5 protein-coding genes are annotated in these 5,345 nt (G+C 72.3%); 4 read left to right on the top strand and 1 reads right to left on the bottom strand.

All coding sequences use genetic code 11. The annotated features are described in order from the left end of the window. Window positions 1-837 (bottom strand): NAD(P)/FAD-dependent oxidoreductase (locus tag CQZ88_RS27185; RefSeq protein ID WP_180987092.1); only part of this gene is annotated, 837 nt, incomplete at its 3' end. Window positions 838-917: 80 nt separating this feature from the next. On the opposite strand from CQZ88_RS27185, the gene CQZ88_RS27180 reads away from it, so the two are divergent. The 4 genes from CQZ88_RS27180 to CQZ88_RS31970 all read left to right on the top strand — a co-directional run. Beyond that, on the top strand, window positions 918-1,523 hold the full coding sequence (locus CQZ88_RS27180) for a helix-turn-helix domain-containing protein (RefSeq protein WP_102800573.1): 606 nt from the start codon (window positions 918-920) through the stop codon (window positions 1,521-1,523). A gap of 528 nt (window positions 1,524-2,051) precedes the next feature. After that, window positions 2,052-3,056: a hypothetical protein gene (locus CQZ88_RS27175; protein ID WP_102800572.1), complete on the top strand. Its 1,005-nt coding sequence runs from the start codon at window positions 2,052-2,054 to the stop codon at window positions 3,054-3,056. 183 nt (window positions 3,057-3,239) lie between these two features. Further along, complete coding sequence (locus tag CQZ88_RS27170) at window positions 3,240-4,706, top strand: TIGR02677 family protein (RefSeq protein ID WP_006939368.1); 1,467 nt, start codon at window positions 3,240-3,242, stop codon at window positions 4,704-4,706. After that, window positions 4,703-5,345 (top strand): TIGR02678 family protein (locus CQZ88_RS31970; protein ID WP_258008818.1); only part of this gene is annotated, 643 nt, incomplete at its 3' end. The genes CQZ88_RS27170 and CQZ88_RS31970, both read left to right, overlap by 4 nt.

Raw genomic sequence — 5,345 nt, 5'->3', positions numbered from 1 at the left:
GGTGACGTTCCCCGCCACCCACACTCCGGGGACGTCGGTGCGGCCGGTTGCATCCGCGGGGATGTGCTCTCCGACCCCGGCCGGGTGCTCCACGGCCCGCAGGCCGAGCGCCGCGAGGAAACCGGCGCGCGCCACCATCCGCGGCGCGACCACCAGCGCCTCCCGGGCGATCGTCCCGCCGTTGCTCAGCCGTACCCCGGTGAGGCGGTCGTCGACGATCTCCACGGCGGTCACCTCGCCGTCGACCACCCGGACGCCACGGGCGACCAGCTGCTCCGCCTGCTCGGCGGCAGGCGCCGGCGCGGTGTGGGTGAAGAATGTGACGTCGGCGCTCCACTGCCGGAACAGCAGGGCCTGGTGCACCGACATGGGTCCGCTCGCCAGCACACCGATGGCCCGGTCGCGGACCTCCCAGCCGTGGCAGTACGGGCAGTGCAGCACGTCTCGCCCCCAGCGCGCCCGCAGCCCGGGCACGTCGGGAAGCTCGTCGACCAGCCCGGTGGTCACCAGCAGCCGGCGGGCGCGGGTCACCCGGCCGTCGGACAGGGTCACCTCGAACCCGCTCTCGCGGCGGGTCACGGCGGTCACGTCCGCGTGCACCACGTCACCGCCGTAGCCGCGGACCTCGTCTCGGCCGCGGCCGAGCAGTTCGGCCGGCGGGATCCCGTCCCGGGCCAACAATCCGTGCACGCCCGCAGCCGGAGCGTTGCGTGGGGCGCCCGCATCGATGACGACCACCGACCGCCGCGCCCGGGCCAGCATCAGCCCCGCATTCAGCCCGGCAGCCCCGCCGCCGATCACCACCACGTCGTATTTGTTTCCGAGCAGATCGCTCATCTCGATCACCTCCACGACGACTATGCGAGCCGACGGGAAGAACCCGCAACGTTGTTTGCCGCTATGGCAAAGCGTGGGGCATAGACGACCTCGACCGAGCGCTCGAGACGGTCGGGCCCCGGCTTCGCGCGCTGCGGCGCAAACGCGAGACCACGTTGGCCGATCTCTCGGCGGCGACGGGCATTTCAGTGAGCACCCTGTCCCGACTCGAGTCCGGCACCCGCCGACCGACGCGCGAACTGTTGCTGCCCCTGGCCCGCGTGCACGGGGTGATGCTCGACGAGCTGGTGGGCGCCCCACCGACCGGCGACCCGCGCATTCATCTGCGTCCGATCACTCGTCACGGCATGACCATGGTGCCGCTCACCCGGCGCGCCGGCGGCATCCAGGCGTACAAGCTGGTGATCCCCGCCGACAGCGGCCGTGGGGAACCGGATCCCCAGACCCCTGAGGGCTACGAGTGGCTCTACGTCCTCAACGGACGGCTGCGACTCGTCCTGGGTGAGGACGACCTGGTTCTCGTGCCCGGGGAGGCGGCCGAGTTCGACACTCGCGTGCCGCATTGGTTCGGCGCCGCCGATGCCGAACCGGTCGAGTTCCACAGCCTGTTCGGCAAGCAGGGCGAACGGGCGCACCTTCGTGCCCGACCGGCCTCGAAAATCGTTCCGCACCAGACTGATCCGTAGCCGGGCACCCGGTGCGCCCCGCCCCGGCGGTGGGCCAGGAAGGGCCGACGGGCCACCGCCGAGTCCGTCGCGGCACCCTCCCCACTTTTCGAACCCCCCGCACCCCTGACTCACCATAAGGGGGAGTTATGACGATCAAGCCAACCCATGCATATGTGCGTACCTCTGCCTTTCCCGAGCAACGATTGGACCGATTGCTCGTAACGTTTCGAGTTTCGCATCGCCTCACTAACCTCTTGAACTGGAATTACTATATTTAATTCATTTCATTTCATAATTAGTTTCCTTTTGTGATACGTACGGATAACCCGGATGAACACTCCGGAGTCCGATATCGGGCCCGCGAAGGCCCGGGCGGAAGGTCCCCTCTCCTTGTGGGTGTGGCGGATGGTTTCGTTCGAGAAGCGACCGGGATGGAATATTCGGTAAATTAATGTATTCCGTATGAACCCGATTCCGTAACCGCTTTTCGGCCCCTTCCCCCACCTGATAGATATGGCTGCAACCACTGCCCGAGACGAGGACTCCGTGAGCGAAGCGAGCACCGGCGAATCCCTACCCGACGAGCGCCCGAAGCCGGGACGACCGCGGAAGTACGCGTCCGCCGCCGACCGGGTCCGGGCCTACCGGGAACGGGAACGACAGAAGAGGGAGGCGGCCTCGCTGGCCGAGCCGACCACTCCCCCGGGCCCGGCCGAAGCAGCCACCAACCTGGCGTCCGCCGTCGCCGCACTCCGCACCCTGAGCGCGACGACGCTCGAGCAGTACAGCGCCGTCGCCGCGCAGATCACCGCCGCCGTCGACAAGCTCACCGACCCGGACGCGCTCGAGGCGCAGATGAACCGGGCCACCACGGAACTGGCGAAGGTGAAGGCGGACGCGGACGCCAGGATCGCCCGCCTGCGCGAGCAACTCGCCCAGGCGACCGAGGACCGCGACAACGCGGAGGCCGCCGTCGAGGCCGTCGACCGAGAGCTGGCGGACGCCCGCGCGGCGCACGACACCCGGATCCGGGAACTGGAGACCGCACATCGCGACGAGTCGACGCGAGCGGCCCAGGAGCACGCGGACACCCTGCGCACCTGGCAGGAACGCATCGATGCCACCGCGGCCGCGCACGCCGCGGAGCTCGCCGAGTACCGGTCGACCGTCACCACCCAGCAACAGCAGCTCGCCCGGCTCGAATCGGAACTCGCGACCCTGCGTGACGATCTGGTGCACACCCGCGCCGCCGCGGAGAAAGAGGCAGCCACGGCCGCCGCGGCCACCGCCCGGCTCGACACCGATCTCACCGCGGAACGCGCCCGCGTCGAGAAGCTGCGCGGCGCCCTGGAAGAGGCCCGCATCGCGGCGGCGGCCGCCCAGGCCGCCGAGACCGCGGCCCGCGACCGGGGCGACGAACTTCGGGCCGAGATCGTCGACCTGCGCGGCGAGCGGGATCGGCTACGGGTCGACCTCACCGCGGCGCGCGCCGCAGCGGCCGAGTCCCGCCACGAGGCGGACACGACGCAGACGGCGCCGGTCGAGAGCTGACCGGGCGGCGGGATCCCCGACCCCGGCGACGGCCGGACGCCCATGAGGGGCACGGGCTGCACCTCCGCCCGGGTGTGGCGCGCACGGCACCGGGGGCTGCGCGGCACGAGGGCCGCCCCCGCCTACCCTGTCACGGTGAACGAAACGCAGCCGCCCGCCGGGCCCACCGATCCGGGGGCCGGGGTGCAGCACGACCGGCTCCGGTTGTTCTCGTTCGCGACGGCCGAGAAGCGGGCCGAATACCTCTGGGTGCTGCGTGCTTTCGACCTCGCCCGCGCCAACTACGTGGTGCTGCTGCACGCCGCCGAGGTCGCGGCGATCCTCGAGCGGACCGGCTCGGCGGATCCGGCGGCGGCGCTGTCGGCCCAGGACGTCGCACCGCTGCTCGAGCAGCTGCACGCCTGGGGTGTGCTCGAGCGCAGCTACGACGGCACCCGGGCGGCGTCGCTGGCCGAGTACCGCAACCGGCACTACGTGTATCAGTTCGGCCGGGCCGGTTATCACGCCTTCCGGGCCGTGGAGGATGTGCTGCGGGCGCGCGGCGAGGACGCGTCGCTGTCGCGTCTCGCGCTGGCGGATCTGCTGGCCGACCTGACCGAGCTGGCGGCCGCGAACGCGGCCGGGGACGGAGAGCTCATCTATCGCAAGCTGTCGCGGCTGGACACGACGTTGTCGGACATGGCCGAGCGGGCCGCGGGGTTCTATCTGATGCTCGGTGACCTGGTGCGCACCACCGAGGTCACGCCCGAGTCGTTCCTGGCGCACAAGGATGCGGTGCTGGCGCACATGCGCGAGTTCAGCACGGACCTGGCCCGCTACGCACCGAAGCTGGCGGCCGCGCTGGCACGGGTGCAGGAGACGGGGATCGACCGCATGCTGGGGTTCGCCGCCGCGCACGACGAGCGGGTGCTGCTGCCCGCACCCGAACGGCAGGCGGACTGGCGAGCCCGATGGCGCGGCCTCGAGCGGTGGTTCGTCGGCGCCGGGGACGTGCCGAGCGAGTCGGAGCGGTTGCGGGAGGGCACGATGAGCGCGATCGCGGCGGTGCTGGCGCTGCTGCGCCGGGTGACGGAGACCCGGCGCGGCGGGGTGAGCCGCGAGTCGCAGCTGCGGCACCTGGCCGGCTGGTTCGCGGCCGCGCCGAGCGAGGAGTCGGCGCACGCGCTGTTCGGAGCGGTGTTCGACCTGGGCCGCCCGCGTCACTTCTCCGCCGTGCATCCCGACCCGGAGACGATCCCGGTGACGACGTCGTGGTGGGAAGCGGCACCCGTCCCGATCGCCCGGACGCTGGCCGAGACCGGGCGCACCCCGTCGGCGGGGGCGCCGGCGCGGGTGCAGCGCAACGAATCCGGGATCCGGCGGTTGCGGGAGCGGCAGCTGGCGGCGCAGCGGGCGCGGGCCGAGGCGGCGCGATCCCTGGCGGCGGGCGGCGTGGACGAGCGGGAGTTGTCCGAGCCGGAGACCGAGGTGCTGTTGAGCCTGCTCGACGCGGCACTGTCGGCGCGCGTTCCGGTCAGCGGCACCGTGCCGGGGGCGACGGGCACGCAGAACGGGGTGCGGCTGACGTTGAGCCCGGCCGCGGAGGGCACGGTGGTACGCACGGCGCGGGGCCGGCTGCATCTGGACGGGCTGCGGGTGAGCGTGCAGTGAGGGCCCGGCGGATCTCGCCGCTCGACCGGGATTCGTACCAGCGGGCGGCGCGCCTGATCCTGTCGCACCATCTGGTGACCGCGCAGTACCCGGACCGGGCCGCGCTGCCGCTGCTGCGCCGGTGGGCGACGGAGCTGCGGGAGGACCTGCTCGAGTTGTTCGGATACCGGCTGGAGGTGACCGAGACGACCGCGCGGTTGTTCACCGTCGCGGACCGGCTCGATCCCGGGGGCGGCGCGCGCACGGTCACCGACCGGCCCTTCGACCGTCGCCGGTACGCCTACCTGGCGCTGGCGCTGGCGGCGCTGGGACGCGCCGGCGGGCAGATCACGCTGTCGGAACTGGCCGAGCAGGTCGCGTCCGAGGCCGGCCAGGTGCCCGGGGTGGAGCTGGCCACCGAGCGTGCGACCGACCGGGACGCGTTCGTCGACGCGGTGGCGTGGCTCGCCGCGCGGGGGGCGATAACGCTGGCGGACGGCGACGCCGGCGGCTGGGTGTCGGATCCGGACCGGGGTGAGGCGCTCTACGACATCGACCGGCCCGTGGTGGCGGCGCTGTTCCGGCCGCCGCGCGCGCTACAGCACCTGCGCTCGGTGCGGGGCCTGCTCGCCGCCGGTGACGGCCGCGACGGGGACCGGA

This window comes from Rhodococcus sp. ENV425 (assembly GCF_002887785.1).
Lineage (GTDB): Bacteria > Actinomycetota > Actinomycetes > Mycobacteriales > Mycobacteriaceae > Rhodococcus > Rhodococcus aetherivorans.
This window is presented reverse-complemented; position numbering and strand designations above follow the sequence as displayed.